Annotated in this window: 14 protein-coding genes; 8 read left to right on the top strand and 6 right to left on the bottom strand. The window is 70.0% G+C overall.

Going from position 1 to position 14,710, the window contains the following annotated elements; genetic code table 11:
- Positions 1 to 90: 90 nt before the first annotated feature.
- Positions 91 to 777: a Fe2+-dependent dioxygenase gene (locus AC3WXD_RS29565; RefSeq protein ID WP_020204279.1), complete on the top strand. Its 687-nt coding sequence runs from the start codon at positions 91 to 93 to the stop codon at positions 775 to 777.
- A gap of 28 nt (positions 778 to 805) precedes the next feature.
- Here AC3WXD_RS29565 and AC3WXD_RS29560 read toward each other — a convergent pair whose 3' ends face one another.
- Complete coding sequence (locus AC3WXD_RS29560) at positions 806 to 1,690, bottom strand: LysR family transcriptional regulator (RefSeq protein ID WP_020204278.1); 885 nt, start codon at positions 1,688 to 1,690, stop codon at positions 806 to 808.
- Between the two features lie 146 nt (positions 1,691 to 1,836).
- Here AC3WXD_RS29560 and AC3WXD_RS29555 point away from each other — a divergent pair, with 146 nt between their 5' ends.
- From AC3WXD_RS29555 to AC3WXD_RS29545, 3 genes are all read left to right on the top strand, one after another.
- The gene (locus AC3WXD_RS29555) at positions 1,837 to 2,229 is read left to right on the top strand and encodes a tautomerase family protein (protein ID WP_492325235.1); all 393 of its coding nucleotides are present in this window, start codon (positions 1,837 to 1,839) and stop codon (positions 2,227 to 2,229) included.
- 161 nt (positions 2,230 to 2,390) lie between these two features.
- Complete coding sequence (locus AC3WXD_RS29550; protein WP_492325234.1) at positions 2,391 to 3,224, top strand: aldo/keto reductase; 834 nt, start codon at positions 2,391 to 2,393, stop codon at positions 3,222 to 3,224.
- Positions 3,225 to 3,274: 50 nt separating this feature from the next.
- Positions 3,275 to 4,675: an FAD-containing oxidoreductase gene (locus tag AC3WXD_RS29545; RefSeq protein WP_492325233.1), complete on the top strand. Its 1,401-nt coding sequence runs from the start codon at positions 3,275 to 3,277 to the stop codon at positions 4,673 to 4,675.
- Positions 4,676 to 4,740: 65 nt separating this feature from the next.
- Here AC3WXD_RS29545 and AC3WXD_RS29540 read toward each other — a convergent pair whose 3' ends face one another.
- A complete protein-coding gene (locus AC3WXD_RS29540) occupies positions 4,741 to 4,989 on the bottom strand; it encodes a DUF6388 family protein (protein ID WP_492325232.1) in 249 nt (82 codons plus the stop codon).
- Between the two features lie 81 nt (positions 4,990 to 5,070).
- Positions 5,071 to 5,472, bottom strand: a complete 402-nt coding sequence (locus AC3WXD_RS29535; protein ID WP_020204273.1) for a hypothetical protein — start codon at positions 5,470 to 5,472, stop codon at positions 5,071 to 5,073.
- A 350-nt stretch (positions 5,473 to 5,822) separates the two neighbouring features.
- Between AC3WXD_RS29535 and AC3WXD_RS29530 the strand changes: the two genes are divergently transcribed.
- Positions 5,823 to 6,401, top strand: coding sequence for a BPSL1445 family SYLF domain-containing lipoprotein (locus AC3WXD_RS29530; RefSeq protein WP_029043872.1), 579 nt, complete (start codon positions 5,823 to 5,825; stop codon positions 6,399 to 6,401).
- 166 nt (positions 6,402 to 6,567) lie between these two features.
- Positions 6,568 to 7,494: a recombination-associated protein RdgC gene (locus tag AC3WXD_RS29525; protein WP_492325231.1), complete on the top strand. Its 927-nt coding sequence runs from the start codon at positions 6,568 to 6,570 to the stop codon at positions 7,492 to 7,494.
- Positions 7,495 to 7,506: 12 nt separating this feature from the next.
- Here the strand turns inward: AC3WXD_RS29525 and AC3WXD_RS29520 are convergent, their stop codons facing one another.
- Positions 7,507 to 8,424, bottom strand: coding sequence for a LysR family transcriptional regulator (locus tag AC3WXD_RS29520; protein WP_492325230.1), 918 nt, complete (start codon positions 8,422 to 8,424; stop codon positions 7,507 to 7,509).
- 150 nt (positions 8,425 to 8,574) lie between these two features.
- Here AC3WXD_RS29520 and AC3WXD_RS29515 point away from each other — a divergent pair, with 150 nt between their 5' ends.
- Together AC3WXD_RS29515 and AC3WXD_RS29510 are read left to right on the top strand one after the other, a co-directional pair.
- Positions 8,575 to 9,507 (top strand): DMT family transporter, encoded by a 933-nt coding sequence (locus AC3WXD_RS29515; protein WP_020204269.1) that lies wholly within the window; start codon positions 8,575 to 8,577, stop codon positions 9,505 to 9,507.
- Between the two features lie 47 nt (positions 9,508 to 9,554).
- Complete coding sequence (locus tag AC3WXD_RS29510) at positions 9,555 to 9,881, top strand: thioredoxin family protein (protein WP_492325229.1); 327 nt, start codon at positions 9,555 to 9,557, stop codon at positions 9,879 to 9,881.
- A 94-nt stretch (positions 9,882 to 9,975) separates the two neighbouring features.
- Here the strand turns inward: AC3WXD_RS29510 and AC3WXD_RS29505 are convergent, their stop codons facing one another.
- Positions 9,976 to 11,187, bottom strand: coding sequence for a ribonucleotide-diphosphate reductase subunit beta (locus tag AC3WXD_RS29505; protein WP_029043871.1), 1,212 nt, complete (start codon positions 11,185 to 11,187; stop codon positions 9,976 to 9,978).
- A gap of 75 nt (positions 11,188 to 11,262) precedes the next feature.
- Positions 11,263 to 14,205, bottom strand: coding sequence for a ribonucleoside-diphosphate reductase subunit alpha (locus AC3WXD_RS29500; RefSeq protein ID WP_454732223.1), 2,943 nt, complete (start codon positions 14,203 to 14,205; stop codon positions 11,263 to 11,265).
- Positions 14,206 to 14,710: the final 505 nt, after the last annotated feature.

Here is a 14,710-nt window from a genome sequence, read left to right as displayed (position 1 = left end):
TGCGCTGAGGTAAAGTGGCGTGACGTCCAGTCACGCCACGCGGCGCCGCCTTCCCCGGCGGCGCCCGCGCACCACCCTGCCGAGATCGCCATGCTTGTCTGCATTCCCAAGGTCCTCAACGCGGAGCAGCTCGCCATGCTGCGCCAGCAGCTCGATTCGGCCGGCGAGGCCTGGGTCGACGGCCGCGTCACCGCCGGCTACTCCGGCGCTCCCGTCAAGTTCAACCAGCAGATCGACGAGCGCTCCGAGACGGCCGCGCAGTGCCAGCAGTTGATCCTCGCCATGCTGGAGCGCAACCCGCTGTTCATCAGCGCGGCGCTGCCCAATATCGTCTACCCGCCGATGTTCAACCGCTACGGCGAGGGCATGACGTTCGGCGCCCACGTGGACGGCAGCGTGCGCATCCACCCGCACAACGGCCGCAAGCTGCGCACCGACATCTCCGCCACGCTGTTCCTGAGCGACCCGGCCAGCTACGACGGCGGCGAGCTGCAGGTCGAGGACACCTACGGCGTGCACAGCGTCAAGCTCGAGGCCGGCGACATGGTGGTCTACCCGGCCACCAGCCTGCACCAGGTCACGCCCATCACGCGCGGCGTGCGCGTGGCCAGCTTCTTCTGGATCCAGAGCCTGATCCGCGACGACGCGCAGCGCGCGCTGCTGTTCGACCTCGACAACGCGATCCAGAAGCTGAACCAGACCGGCGCCGACGAGGGCGCGCGGCGCTCGCTGGTGGGCTGCTACCACAACCTGCTGCGTCAGTGGTCCGAGACCTGACCGCGCGCGGGTAGCGCCGCACCACCACTCAGGCGAACTGCTCGGCCAGCGCGGCGCGCACCTGCCCCACCAGCGGCGCCTCGCCGGCGCGCGCGGGCAGCAGGAAGAATTCGGCCGCCGGCAGCGCCGGCAGCCGCAGCCGGGCGGCGGTGGCGGCGTCGATGCGCGCCACGCCGGGGCCGATGGCGGACTCGTTCAGGCACGACAGGCCCAGGCCCGCCGCCAGCGCCAGTTGCAGCCCGGCCACGCCGGAGGCGGAATGCGCCACCACGTAGTCGAGCCGGCGCCGCCGCAGCATCTGCACCACGTACTGGTGCAGCGAACAGGTATCGGGCAGCAGCACCAGCGGCAGCGGCGCGTCCAGCGCCCCGCTCTCGCCCGGCGCCGCCACCCAGGCCAGCGCCTCGCGGCGCAGCACCGCGCCGCGCTCGCCGCGGCCGGCCGCCGCCTTGCGCGCGCCCGGCAGCCGCATCGACAAACCGATGTCGAACGCATCGCTCTGCGCGCCGGCCTCGATCATGCCGCTCTTCATCACGGTCACGTGCAGCCGCAGGCGGGGATAGCGCTCGCGCAGCCGGCGCAGCATGCCGGCGATCTCGCCGGGCCGGAAGTAGTCGGTCACGGCCAGCCGCAGCTCGCCGTCGAGCGTATGGCCGCGCAGGTCCTGCAAGGCCAGCTCGGACAGCGCCAGGATGCGGCGCGCGTGCGCCAGCAGGCGCAGGCCGGCCGGCGTCGGCGCCGCGCCCTGCTTGCCGCGCACCAGCAGCGGCACGCCGGCGCGCTCCTCGAGCTTGCGCAACTGCTCGCTGACCGACGACTGCGACAGGAACAGCCGCGGCGCCGCGGCGGACAGGCTGCCGGCGTCCGCCACCGTGACGAAGGTGCGTAGTTGATCGAGTTCCAGCGCGCGCATGGCGGCCTCCTGCGGGTTTCGCATATTTCGGTATTGACGATGGATGGTATCGCAAATTCCCGTTTTTCCGATGGCACGCCAAACCCTAGACTGGCATCTCCGGCAGCCCCGTCCCGGGGCCGCCTCCCAGACCCAAGGAGCCAGCCATGCCCCACATCAACCTGCAGATCTCCGGCAAGCCCGATGCCGCCCTCACCCGCCGCGCCGCCGCCGCCGTGGCCGACGTCACCCGCCGCGCGCTCGGCAAGAAACCCGAGGTGATCGCCGTGGCCGTGCAGTACGTGGACCACGACGCCTGGATCATCGGCGGCGCGCCGCTGTCGGAGCAGGGGCGCAACGCCTTCCACCTCGACATCAGCGTGACCGACGAGACCAACACCAAGGCGGAGAAGGCGCAATTCCTGCGCGAGGCGTTCGAGGTCCTGGCCGAGCTGGTCGGCAATGTGCATCCGGTCTCGTACATCCACGTGATCGACGCGCGCGCGGCCACCTACGGCTACGGCGGCCTGACCCAGGAATACCGCTACCATCACGGTTGAGCCCGGTTGACCCGGCCAGGCCCGAACGGCGCGCCTTGTGCATCGCGCCGTCCTTGGCTAGTGTGGGTGGGTAGGCCGGGCGGCGGCGCGTGCCTGCCTGCCCTGTCGCCGGCGCCGCCGACCGCTGTCCACCGACCGTCACACACGACCCGAGACACCGCATGAAAACCGTGAATCTGCCCGGCGGCGAAACCGTTCCCGCGCTGGGCATGGGCACCTGGAACATGGGCGAGAAGCCGGCCGCGCGCGCGGAGGAGCTCGCTACCCTGCGGCTCGGGCTGGACCTCGGCCTGCGCCTGATCGACACCGCCGAGATGTATGGCGAAGGCCGCTCGGAAGCGCTGGTCGGCGAGGCCATCGCCGGGCGCCGCGACGAGGTCTTCCTGGTCAGCAAGGTCTATCCGCACAACGCCGGCCGCAAGGACGCGGTGGCGGCCTGCGAGCGCAGCCTGCGCCGGCTCGGCACCGACCGCATCGACCTCTACCTGCTGCACTGGCGCGGCGGCGTGCCACTGGCGGAGACCGTGGCCGCCTTCCAGGCGCTGCGGCAGGCCGGCAAGATCCGCCATTTCGGCGTCAGCAACCTCGACCTCGGCGACATGGAAGCGCTGTGGCGCGTGCCCGGCGGCGAGCAGACGGCGGTCAACCAGCTGCTCTACAACCTCACGCGGCGCGGCATCGAGTGGGACCTGCTGCCCTGGCTGCGGCGCCACCACGTGCCGCTGATGGCCTACTCGCCGGTCGAGCAGGCGGCGCTGCTGCGCAACCCGCGCCTGGCCCGCTTCGCCGAGCAGCACGGCATGAGCCCGGCCCAGGCCGCGCTGGCCTGGCTGCTGGCGCGCGACGACGTCATCGCCATCCCCAAGACCAGCCACCGCGAGCGCCTGCGCGAGAACCACGGCGCGCTGGTGCGGCGGCTCTCGCCGGTGCAGCTGGCCGAGCTCGACGCCGCCTTCCCGCCGCCGCGCGGCCCGCGCCCGCTGGAAATGCTCTGATCCCCGGCGCGGCGGCCCGCGCCGCCTTCGCGCCAGCCAAGGAGGCCGCCATGCCCATCGACTACGACGCCATCATCATCGGCTCCGGCCAGGCCGGCCCCTCGCTCGCCGCGCGCCTGGCCGCGGCCGGGCGCAAGGTGGCCGTGATCGAGCGCCGGGCCTTCGGCGGCACCTGCGTCAACGACGGCTGCACCCCGACCAAGGCGATGGTGGCCAGCGCATATGCCGCCCACCTGGCGCGGCGCGGCGCCGATTTCGGCGTGGCCGTGGGCGGCCCGGTCACGGTCGACATGGCGCGCGTCAAGGCGCGCAAGGACGGCATCGTCGCCCGCTCCAGCCACGGCGTGGAGGCCTGGATGCGCGGCCTGGAAAACGTCGCCGTCCATCTCGGCCACGCGCGCTTCGAGGGTCCCGACACCGTGCGCGTGGGCGAAGCCGTGCTGCGCGCGGGGCAGATCTTCATCAACGTGGGCGGGCGCGCCTCGGCCCCGCCGATGCCGGGGCTGGACCAGGTGGACTACCTCACCAACACCGGCATGATGCGGCTGGACGAACTGCCCGCGCACCTGCTGGTGGTGGGCGGCAGCTATATCGGGCTGGAGTTCGGCCAGATGTTCCGCCGTTTCGGCAGCGAAGTCACCATCGTGGAGCGCGGCCCGCGCCTGATCCCGCGCGAGGACGCGGACGTGTCGGAGGCGGTGCGCGGCATCCTCGCCGCCGAGGGCATCGGCCTGCGCCTGGACGCCGAATGCATCGCGCTGGCGCGGCGCGGCGAGCAGGTGGCGGTGACAATGGCCTGCGCGGACGGCGCGCCGGAGGTGGTGGGCTCCCACGTGCTGCTGGCCGTGGGCCGCCGCCCCAACACCGACGACCTGGGCCTGGAGCGCGCCGGCGTGGCCACCGACGCGCACGGCTACATCGAGGTGGACGACCAGTTGCGCACCAGCGTGCCGGGCATCTGGGCGCTGGGCGACTGCAACGGGCGCGGCGCCTTCACCCATACCGCCTACAACGACTTCGAGATCGTCGCCGCCAACCTGCTGGACGCGGCGCCCGGCGCGGCGCCGCGCACCGTGGGCGAGCGCATTGCGTGCTACGCGCTCTACACCGACCCGCCGCTGGGCCGCGCCGGCATGACCGAGCAGCAGGCGCGCGCGTCCGGCCGCCGCGTGCTGGTGGGCATGCGCCCGATGACGCGCGTGGCCCGCGCCGTGGAGAAAGGCGAGACGCAGGGCTTCATGAAGATCCTGGTCGATGCCGACAGCCGCGAGATCCTGGGCGCGGCGGTGCTGGGCGTGGGTGGCGACGAGGTCATCCACGGCGTGCTCGACACCATGTACGCGCGCGCGCCCTACACCGTGCTGCAGCGCGCCGTGCATGTCCATCCCACGGTGTCCGAGCTGGTGCCGACCATGCTCGGCGAGCTGCGCCCGCTGGCGCCGGCGACCTGAAGGCGGTGGACCAAGGCTAACGTGTCGCTGGCGAGTGGTGATGCCGGACAGGCGCCGGCGGCGGCTCAGCGGCGCGGCGCCGGCGCCGCGCGCTCGCCCAGGTAGACCAGCAGCAGCTCGGCGGCGGTCATGCGCCGCTGCCGCGCCTCGCGGCCGATGGCGCGCTCGAGCTCTTCGCGCTGGAAGGCCTCCACGCTCATGCCGGCCGCGCGCGCGTGGCGCTCGGTGATGGCCTTGAGCAGCGACACCACCTCCGGGTTGTCGGCGAGGAAGCGCTCGTGGGCAAGCTGGAGGCGTTCGGGAGAGAGAGTCATCGGCAATGGCCGCAATGGCCGCAATGGAGTGAGGAAGGCATGCCCGCGCATTACACCACAGCGGCGGCGCGCCGGCCGCGGCTAGCGCAGGCCGGCGTTGTAGCGCTCCCGCTCGACATAGCGGACCAGGTAGGTGCGGGTCTTGGCCTCGGTGTCGCGGGAGAGGCGGTCGGCGGCCTGGCGCGCGCTGTCGTGGCCGTGCGAGGACACCATCTGCGCATCGAGGTAGTCGCGGAACGCGCCGCGCATGGCGTCGAGCCTGGACTGGCACGCCTTGAGCGCGGCGCCGGCCAGGTCCTGCGGCGAGCCGCGGCCGGGCAGGCCGGCGTCGGCCTGTTCCCGCGCGCAGTTGGTGTAGTCCGCGCGCAGTGACTGCCACTGCGCATTGGCCTGCTCCTGGGCCTGGGGATCGGCTGCGGGCGGGCGCGAAGCGCAGGCGGCGGCCAGCAGGGTGACGGGGATGAGGGCGAGAACGGATTTCATGCTTCATGGACCGGCGCGGCGCCGCGGGGTTCCTGCCCGCGCGGACAGGCGGCGGATGGATAGCGGGCAGGCGGCGAACGGGCCGCAAACTGCCGCACACCGCCGCCGCGTTGTAGGACGGTCCCGCCGCAAATTGCAGTTTCGTCCTACACCGCTTGCGCCGCTTGCCTTGTATATTTCTCCAGAAACGCAGAGGTTTGGACGGCACGCCGGGAAAAGCCAACGCCGCATGTTCGTGCGCGATTCACATTTCTACAAGTGCCGATTACGCCTATCCTTGAGCACGGGGAGTGCGCGGTTCGCTCCGGGGTATGGACGCAGTGTGAGGTAAAACAATCAGGAGAGTGAGTATGGAACGCAGATCGTTTCTGACGGCTGGGGCAGGACTGATAGTGGCTTCTTCGGGCTTGCTGGGCGCCTGCACCACCACGCCGAGCGCGCCCACCGACAAGGCGGCCAAGCGCCGCGAGATCGATGGCGGCGTGGATGGCGCCCTCAACAAGCTGTACGCCACGGCGGGCAGCTCGCGCCAGCTCGCCAACCGCGCGCGCGGCATCCTGGTGTTCCCCAACACGCTGTCGGCCGGCTTCGTGATCGGCGGCGAGTACGGCGACGGCGCGCTGCGCACGGGCGGCGCCACGCGCGGCTACTACCGCATCATCTCGGGTTCGGTGGGCTGGCAGATCGGCGCGCAGTCCAAGGCCATCATCCTGATGTTCATGACCCAGGACGCGCTCGACAAGTTCGTCAACAGCAGCGGCTGGACCGTGGGCGGCGACGCCACCGTGGCGCTGGCCACCATCGGCGCCAACGGCACCATCGACACCAACACCGCCCAGCAGCCGATCGTCGGCTTCGTCGTGACCAACGCCGGCCTGATGGCGGGCCTGTCGCTGGAAGGCTCGAAGATCAGCAAGCTCGACATCTGAGCCAGCGGCGCGGACGGGGCCGGGCTGCCACAGGGCAGCCCGGCCCCTTTGCTTTCCTGCGCGCCGCTTCCGCGTTGCCCCGCGGCGTCCCGCGCGGGCGCTTCACGCATTGTTACCGCATCGGTCACGCTAACCGGCTAGAATCGGTCCCTTTGGCCGAATTCCCATGTGGTTCAAGAACCTCCAGTTGCACCGCCTGTCCGCGCCGTGGACCCTTGCCGCCGACGAAATCGAGGCCGGCCTCGCGCGCCACGCCTTCTTCCCGGGCACCAGCCTGGAAATGCAGACCCAGGGCTGGGCCTCGCCGCGTGAAAACGGCGCGCTGGTCCACCTGGTCGGCAAGCAGATGCTGCTGACCCTGCGCACCGAGAAGAAGCTCCTGCCCACCACCGTGGTCAACCAGGTCACCAAGGCGCGCGCCGCCGAGATCGAGGAGCAGCAGGGCTTCAAGCCCGGCCGCAAGCAGATGCGCGAGCTCAAGGAACAAGTCACCGAGGAACTGCTGCCGCGCGCCTTCAGCATCCGCCGCGACACGCGCGTGTGGATCGACCCGGTCAACGGCTGGCTGGCCATCGACGCCGCCGCCCCGGCCAAGGCCGACGAAGTGCGCAGCCTGCTGTTCAAGTCGATCGACCCGCTACCGCTGGAAACGCTGCAGGTCAACCTGTCGCCGGTGGCCGCCATGACCGAGTGGCTGTCCAGCGACACGGCGCCGGCCGGCTTCACCGTGGACCAGGAGATCGAGCTGCAGTCCAGCGCCGAGAGCAAGGCCACCGTGCGCTACGTGCGCCACCCGCTCGACCCCGAGGACCTGCGCCGCCACATCGCCGCCGGCAAGCGCTGCACGCGCCTGGCGATGACCTGGAACGACCGCGTCTCCTTCGTGCTGACCGAATCGCTGGCGGTCAAGCGCGTGGCCCCGCTGGACGTCATCAAGGAGCAGGCCGATCCGGGCGCGCGCGACGAGGACGAGCGCTTCGACGGCGACTTCGCCATGATGGCGGGCGAGCTGGCCGGCCTGCTGGCCGACCTGACCGCGGCGCTCGGCGGCGAGCGCAAGGCGGGCGAGGCGGCCGAGCGCAAGGCAGCCTGAGCCCGCCGCGGCTCACACAGGGCCGAGGTGCGCGGCCAGGTAGTCGATCAGCACGCGCACCTTGGGCGGCAGGAAGCGGTTGGGCGGATACAGCAGCCACACCGGCCCGACGTAGGCGCGCGCCTGCAACTCCCAGTCGGCCAGCACGCGCACCAGCGTGCCGTCGCGCAGCGCCCCGGCGGCGGCGAACTCCGGCAGCGCGGCGATGCCCAGGTCCTGCTGGGCGGCCTCCAGCCGCGCGCCGGCATGGTTGGCGATATAGCGCCCCCTCACCTCCACCGCATGGACCTGCCCGTCGCGGCGCAGGCGCCAGCGGTTGTCGTCGGCGGTCTCGCCGAGATAAAGGCAGTCGTGCCGCGCCAGCTCGCGCGGATGCGCGGGCGTGCCGCGCGCGCGCAGGTAGGCCGGCGACGCGCACAGCACCCAGCGCACCGCGCCGAGCCGCCGCCCCGCCAGCCCGGGCGGCGGCTGCCCGGTCAGCCGGATCACCAGGTCGAGGTCGTGCTCGAGCGGATCGACCTCGTGGTCGGTGAACACCAGCCGCAGGTCGATGCCGTCGTGCGCGCGCAGGAAGCCCGGCACGAGCGGGTGGATCACCGTCTTGGCGAACGCGGTTGGCGCGCTCACGCTGACCGTGCCCTGCGGCCGCGCCGCCAGCTGGCCGGCGGCATCCACGGCGCCGGAGGCCGCGCTCACCATGTCGCGGCAATGGCGGTACACCTGCGCGCCCGACTCCGTCATGCGCAGCTTGCGCGTGGAGCGCTCCAGCAGGCGCGTGGCCAGCGCCTCCTCCAGCCGCTTGATCTGGCGGCTCACCGTCGACGGCGTGCTGCCCAGCTGGCGCGCGGCGAGCGAGAAATTGCCGGCGTCCACCACGCGCGCGAACACCGCCATGTCGGGCAGCAGGGCAAGGAAATCGGTCGGGTTCATCGGCACTCCGGCGCGGCGGCGGTGGCGGGCGGGTAGCGCCCGGATCTGTGCATCGGCGACATGAAAGCTGTGCACACAGACCCGATTATCAGCGCCTGCGCAAAACCGGACAATGTCTCTTCCGCCCTCCCCGCCATCCCGGAACCGACCATGCCCACCCCGACCTCCTCCAGACGCCTGCTGATGCTGTCCGACCTCATGCTGCTCGCCGTCGCCATCGTGTGGGGCAGCAGCTACGGCGTGGTCAAGGGCGCGCTGGCCTTCTACCCGGTGCTGGGGCTGCTGGCCCTGCGCTTCGGCATCACCTTCGTGCTGCTCAGCCCGGCGCTGGCCGCGCTGCGCCACGCCGACCGCGCCGCCCTGCGCGGCGTGCTCGGCACCGGCGTGCTGCTGCTCGGCATCTTCCTGTGCGAGACCTTCGGCGTGCTGCTCACGCGCGCGGCCAACGCGGCCTTCCTCATCAGCCTGTGCGTGGTGCTCACGCCGCTGGTGGAATGGCTGCTGCTCAAGCGCCGCCCGGCGCGCCTCGAATGGGCCGCGGTGGCGCTCTCGCTGGCGGGCGCCTGGCTGCTGGCCGGCGACGGCGCGCTCGCCTTCAATCCCGGCGACGCGCTGATCCTGGCCGCCGCGGCGCTGCGCGCGCTGATCGTCTGCGCGACCAAGCGCGTCATGCGCGCCGCGCCGCTGCCGGCGCTGACGGTGACCGCGGTGCAGTCCGGCGTGGTGGCCGGCGGCAGCGCCGCGGTGGCGCTGGCGCTGATGCCGGCGCAGTGGCAGCCGCTGCCCGCGCTGGCCGGCCACGGCGCGTTCTGGGGCAGCGTGATCTACCTGGTGCTGGCCTGCACGCTGTTCGCCTTCTTCGCGCAGAACTACGCCATCCGGCGCAGCAGCCCCACGCGCGTGGCGCTGCTGATGGGCAGCGAGCCGGCCTTCGGCGCGCTGTTCGCCAGCCTCTGGCTGGGCGAGCGGATTTCCGCCACGGCCTGGGCCGGCGGCGGGCTGATCGTGGCGGCGTCGCTGCTGGCGACGGTGCGGTTCGGCAAGGCGGAGCCCGCGCTCGCCGCGCCGCCGGCACAGGCCTGAGCGCCATCGGCTAAGCTTGCCGCTACCACCGGCCAGGAGACGCCAGCATGACGATGACCGAGCAATATGCCGCGCACGAGCCCGCGCGCGCCGAGATCGACGCCCTCCGCGGCCCCGCGCTGATCGAGTTCGGCGCGCCCTGGTGCGGCTACTGCCTGCGCGCCCAGCCGCACCTGGCGCGCGCGCTGCAGGCCTACCCCGGCGTGCGCCACGTCAAGGTCGAGGACGGCAGCGGCCGGCCGCTGGGGCGCTCGTTCCGCGTCAGGCTGTGGCCCACGCTGGTGTTCCTGCGCGACGGCGCGGAAGTGGCGCGGCTGGTGCGCCCGGACGGCGCCGAGGCCATCGAGAAGGCGCTGCGGCAGATCGGCGGCTGACGGCCGCGCGCGGCCGGCGCGGACAAAAAAAGCCCCGCATGCCACAGGCATGCGGGGCTTGTCGGCAGTTGCCGGGCGACGGCCCGGCAGCGCCTCAGTCCCAGCTCAGCGCACCGCCGGTCTGGTACTCGATCACGCGCGTCTCGAAGAAGTTGCGTTCCTTCTTCAGGTCGATCATCTCGCTCATCCACGGGAACGGGTTTTCCTCGTTCGGGAACATCTGCTCCAGGCCGATCTGCTGGCAGCGGCGGTTGCAGATGAAGCGCAGGTAGCCCTTGAACATCGGCGCGTTCAGGCCCAGCACGCCGCGCGGCATGGTGTCCTCGGCGTAGCGGTATTCCAGGTCCACGGCCTTCTTGAACAGTTCGGTGAGCTCGGCCTTGAACTCGGCGGTCCACAGGTGCGGGTTCTCGAGCTTGATCTGGTTGATCAGGTCGATGCCGAAATTGCAGTGCAGCGACTCGTCGCGCAGGATGTACTGGTACTGCTCGGCGGCGCCGGTCATCTTGTTCTGGCGGCCCATCGCCAGGATCTGCGTGAAGCCGACGTAGAAGAACAGGCCTTCCATGATGCAGGCGAACACGATCAGCGACTTGAGCAGCTTCTGGTCGTTCTCGGGCGTGCCGGTCTTGAACGACGGATCGGTCAGCGTGTCGATGAACGGGATCAGGAACTCGTCCTTGTCGCGGATCGACTGCACCTCGTGGTACGCATTGAAGATCTCGGCTTCGTTGAGGCCGAGCGACTCCACGATGTACTGGTAGGCGTGCGTGTGGATCGCTTCCTCGAAGGCCTGGCGCAGCAGGTACTGGCGGCATTCCGGCGCGGTGATCTGGCGGTAGGTGCCCAGCACGATGTTGTTGGCGGCCAGCGAGTCGGCGGTGACGAAGAAGCCGAGGTTGCGCTTGATGATGCGGCGCTCGTCCTCGGTCAGGCCGTTCGGGTCCTTCCACAGCGCGATGTCGCGCGACATGTTGATTTCCTGCGGCATCCAGTGGTTGGCGCAGCCGGCCAGGTATTTTTCCCAGGCCCACTTGTACTTGAACGGCACCAGCTGGTTGACGTCGGTCGAGCCGTTGATCACGCGCTTGTCGGCCACGTTGACGCGGCGGTCGCTCTGCACGGCGGCGGCGTTCGCATGGTTGCCGAGGATGCCCGCGCCGGCCGGCTGGGTGGCGGCGGGCGGCAGCACGCCTTGCTGGTCGGCGCCGAGGCCGGCTTGCAGGGCGGGTTGGGAAGCGGGTTGGGGAGCAGGCTGCGGTGCGGCCTGCGGAGTGGCTTGAACGTCGTCGTCCCAGCTCAGCATGATGTGGTTCTCCGTGAAATTCTTCAGTGGGCCGCACCCGCGGCCCACTCTGGGCTTACGGGGGCGGCTTTCAGCTTACTGGCAGGCTTCGCACTCTTCGAAGCCGGGGTCGCCCGGGCGCATCGTGCAGACCGCGCCTTCGGCTTCCGGCATGGCCGGCGCCGAGGCCGCCGCGCGGTCCAGGCCGGAGGCGGCCAGGCCGCCGTCGCTGCCCGACGACACGGCGTTGAGCGAGCCGCGCGACACGGTGGATTTCTCCACGTGCGTGGCCGCCATCGTGCGCAGGTAGTACGTGGTCTTCAGGCCGCGCAGCCAGGCTTGCTTGTAGGTGTCGTCCAGCTTCTTGCCCGAGGCGCCGGCCATGTAGATGTTCAGCGACTGGGCCTGGTCGATCCACTTCTGGCGGCGGCTGGCCGCTTCCACCAGCCAGCTCGGCTCGACTTCGAACGCGGTGGCGTAGATGTCGCGCAGGTCCTGCGGGATGCGGTCGATGCGCGACAGCGAGCCGTCGAAGTACTTCAGGTCGGCGACCATGACCTCGTCCCACAGGCCGCGCGCCTTGAGGTCGCGCACCAGGTAGTCGTTGACCACGGTGAACTCGCCCGACAGGTTGGACTTCACGTACAGGTTCTGGAAGGTCGGCTCGATGCAGGCCGACACGCCGATGATGTTCGAGATGGTCGCGGTCGGGGCGATCGCGATGCAGTTCGAGTTGCGCATGCCGTGCTGCTTGATGCGCGCGCGCAGGCCGGTCCAGTCCATCGACGAGGACATGTCGACTTCCAGGTAGCCGCCGCGCTCCTCGGCCAGCAGCTTGAGCGAGTCCTGCGGCAGGATGCCGCGGTCCCACAGCGAGCCGTCATAGCTGCTGTAGCGGCCGCGCTCCTCGGCCAGCTCGGTCGAGGCCAGGTAGGCGTAGTAGCACACCGCTTCCATCGAGGTGTCGGCGAACTTGACGGCCGCGTCGCTGGCGTACGGCAGGCGCAGCACGTGCAGGCAGTCCTGGAAGCCCATGATGCCCATGCCGACCGGACGGTGGCGCAGGTTGGAGTTCTTGGCCTTGTCGACCGCGTAGTAGTTGATGTCGATCACGTTGTCGAGCATGCGCATGGCGGTGCGGATGGTCTTCTCGAGCTTGGCGTGGTCGAGCACCTGGGTGCCGTCGGCCTGCTGCTTCAGGTGCGCCACCAGGTTCACCGAACCCAGGTTGCACACGGCGATCTCGCTCTCGTTGGTGTTGAGCGTGATTTCCGTGCACAGGTTGGAGCTGTGCACCACGCCCACGTGCTGCTGCGGGCTGCGGATGTTGCACGGATCCTTGAAGGTGATCCACGGGTGGCCGGTCTCGAACAGCATGCCCAGCATCTTGCGCCACAGCTGCATGGCGGGGATCTTCTTGAACAGCTTGAGCTCGCCGCTGGCGGCCTTGGCTTCGTAGCCGAGGTAGGCGGCCTCGAAGGCGCGGCCGACCTTGTCGTGCAGGTCCGGGCAGGTGGCCGGCGAGAACAGCGTCCATTCGCCGTTTTCCATCACGCGCTTCATGAACAGGTCGGGAATCCAGTTCGCCGTGTTCATGTCGTGGGTGCGGCGGCGGTCGTCGCCGGTGTTCTTGCGCAGCTCGAGGAATTCCTCGATGTCCAGGTGCCAGGTTTCCAGGTACGCGCACACCGCGCCCTTGCGCTTGCCGCCCTGGTTGACCGCCACGGCGGTGTCGTTGACCACCTTGAGGAACGGCACCACGCCCTGCGACTTGCCGTTGGTGCCCTTGATGTGCGAGCCGAGCGCGCGCACGTTGGTCCAGTCGTTGCCCAGGCCGCCGGCGAACTTGGACAGCAGCGCGTTTTCCTTGAGCGCCTCGTAGATGCCTTCGAGGTCGTCCGACACGGTGGTCAGGTAGCACGACGACAGTTGCGAGCGGCGCGTGCCCGCGTTGAACAGGGTTGGCGTGGACGACATGAAGTCGAACGACGACAGCAGCTGGTAGAACTCGATGGCGCGGCCTTCGCGGTCCTTCTCGCCCAGCGCCAGGCCCATCGCCACGCGCATGAAGAAGGCCTGCGGCATTTCGATGCGCGTCTCGTCGATGTGCAGGAAATAGCGGTCGTACAGGGTCTGCAGGCCGAGGTAGTTGAACTGGAAGTCGCGCTGGGCGTCCAGCGCGGCGCCCAGGCGGGCCAGGTCGAAGGTGGCCAGCTTTTCGTCGAGCAGCTCGGCTTCGATGCCGCGCGCGATGAACTTGGGGAAGTAGTCGGCGTAGCGCGACACCATCTCGGTCTGGGTCACTTCGGTGCCCAGGATTTCCTTGCGGATGGTGTGCAGCAGGATGCGCGCGGTGACCTGGCTGTAGGCCGGGTCCTTCTCGATCAGGGTACGCGCGGCCAGGATGGCCGAGTCGTAGACCTGCGTCATGGGCACGCCGTCGTACAGGTTCTTCAGCGTTTCCCGGAGGATCGGCTCGGCGCTGACGGCGTCGCCGAGGCCCGAGCAGGCGTTGTCGATCAGCGCGTGCAGCGAGCTCACGTCGAGCACGCGGGCCACGCCGCCGTCGCTCACGTTGAAGGTGGCGCCGCCTTCCTGCACGCGGGCAACCGCCTGGGCATTGGCCTGGGCGCGTTCCTGGGTGCGCTTCTCGCGGTACAGCACGTAGGAGCGGGCCACTTCATGCTCGCCCGAGCGCATCAGCGCCAGCTCGACGTGGTCCTGCACGTCCTCGATATGGAAGGTGCCGCCGCTCGGGCGGCTGCGCAGCAGCGCGCGCACCACGTTCTGGGTGACGAGCTCGACCACTTCGCGCACGCGCGCGGAAGCGGCGCCCTGCCCGCCGTTGACGGCCAGGAAGGCCTTGGTCACGGCCACCGAGATCTTGCTCGGCTCGAACGCCACCACGGCGCCGTTGCGGCGGATGATCTTGTAGTCCTGGTAGTTGCCAGCGCCGGCAGCAGCGGGGCTCGACTGCGGGTTGGCTGCGACACCGGCGGCGACGGCGCCGGTGGAAAATTCGTTCTGGGCTGTCTGCATGAGGAACTCCTGTTCTTACCCGTGTTTTATGAGTGACAAAGAGTCCCGAGCAAAAAACCGCAAGATGGAACGGCTCGCCCGGCCCTGACCGGCCGGGGCGAACTGCATTGCTGGATTCTGCTGGGACTCTTGTGACGCGCCAGTCCTCGGGCGGACCGCACGCTACGCGCTGTCGCGCCGCGGCGGTAACTGCACACCTAGGCTGGCTCCCCGAAAAGCACCACTAGATATAGTGGTCGATGCGAAAAACTGGACTAAGTATAGTGAAATGAAGCGGCTTGACCAGTCTTGACAAGCGCCTTTTTGAAGCGGAGCCGGTGGCGGCGGGGGCATGCGGTCCCGCACCAAACCCGCCAGCCCAAGAGACGCAAGGGATCCCGCCCGGCGGTACGTTACCGCACCATGAAAAGAAATTTTTTCGATTGCCCGGGCCGCTTCGATAGGGGCCGGACTTTATCAGGGTTTTCCCTTGCCCGCTCGATCCCCCCAGAACGCGCGGCGCGGG

This window comes from Cupriavidus sp. FW216-B1, assembly GCF_058789195.1.
This window is presented reverse-complemented; position numbering and strand designations above follow the sequence as displayed.